This is a genomic window from Pedobacter sp. 10L46_2 (genome assembly GCF_056395165.1).
Map to the genome: position 1 here is coordinate 1 of NZ_JBFTIZ010000529.1, position 1,266 is coordinate 1,266.

General features: G+C 36.7%; 2 protein-coding genes. One reads left to right on the plus strand and one right to left on the minus strand.

Annotation, left to right across the window (positions count from 1 at the left end):
- Positions 1-872 (plus strand): N-acetyl-alpha-D-glucosaminyl L-malate synthase BshA (bshA, locus tag AC1DDX_RS27505; protein WP_477623044.1); only part of this gene is annotated, 872 nt, incomplete at its 5' end.
- Positions 873-943: 71 nt separating this feature from the next.
- Here the strand turns inward: bshA and AC1DDX_RS27510 are convergent.
- A partial coding sequence (locus tag AC1DDX_RS27510; RefSeq protein WP_477623045.1) for a lactonase family protein occupies positions 944-1,266 on the minus strand: 323 nt, incomplete at its 5' end.

Below are 1,266 nucleotides of genomic sequence, written 5' to 3' on the forward strand. Positions count from 1 at the left end.
ATGCAATTCCACATGCATCCGCTGCGTTTATGGCAAAGCAAATTTTAGAAACTTACGGCATTAACATTCCATTTGTAACCACGCTGCACGGTACAGATATTACACTTGTTGGTAAAGATCCAACCTATAAACCGGTAGTTACTTTTTCTATCAACAAATCAGATGGGGTTACAACTGTTTCACAAAGCTTAAAAGATGATACAGAGAAGCATTTCGAAATTACTAATGAGATTCAGGTGATTCCGAACTTCATTGATTTTTCGAGATTTAGTTTAAAGCCAAAAGATCATTTTAAAAAAGCAATTGCCCCTAACAACGAACGTATATTAATTCATACCTCGAACTTTAGAAAAGTAAAGCGTACGGCTGACGTGATTAGAATGTTTCAAAAGATTCAGGCTAAAATTCCTTCAAAATTATTAATGGTAGGTGATGGGCCCGAACGCGCATATGATGAACAGCTTTGCAGAAACCTTGGGATTTGTGAACACGTTCGATTCTTAGGAAAGCAAGATGCAATAGAAGAAATTCTTTCTGTTTCTGATCTGTTTCTAATGCCTTCAGAGTCTGAGAGTTTTGGTTTGGCAGCACTTGAAGCTATGGCTTGCAAAGTCCCTGCTATTACTTCAAATGCGGGTGGATTACCGGAATTAAATATTGACGGCTTTTGCGGGTATATGAGTAATGTTGGTGATATTGATGATATGGCTTCAAAAGCAATTCATATCCTGGAAAATGATGATGTATTAAAGCAGTTCAAAGAAAACGCTTTAACAAGGGCGAAAGATTTTGATCTTAAGAAAATATTGCCAGCTTATATTAACTATTATAACAAGGTTATTGAGGCGCAGCATAAACTAAAAGCGGTATAATTAATTATAGAAGTAGCTTGAAAAGTAAAAGAGGGTATATCATAAATAATGATCACCCTCTTTTAATGATTTTATTTCTTAGGTGCAAAAACCAAACAAACCGGAGCTCCAACAGCAATTCTCTTTCCTGTATCTTTTAATTCGCCGGTTTGTGTATTGCGTTCAAATACCACTACATCGTTTGTATACTGATGAGCAACCAACAGATACTTTCCGGTAGGATCAATCGAAAAATTTCTTGGACCTTTACCCAAAGTGCTGATTTGACCTCTTTTGTTCAGCAAGCCTCCTTTTTCAATAGCAAAGAAAGTGATGTTGTTTTCGCTTCCTCTGTTAGTTGCATATAAGAATTTGCCATCCGGAGAGATATGAATATCTGCCGCACCATTTTCCC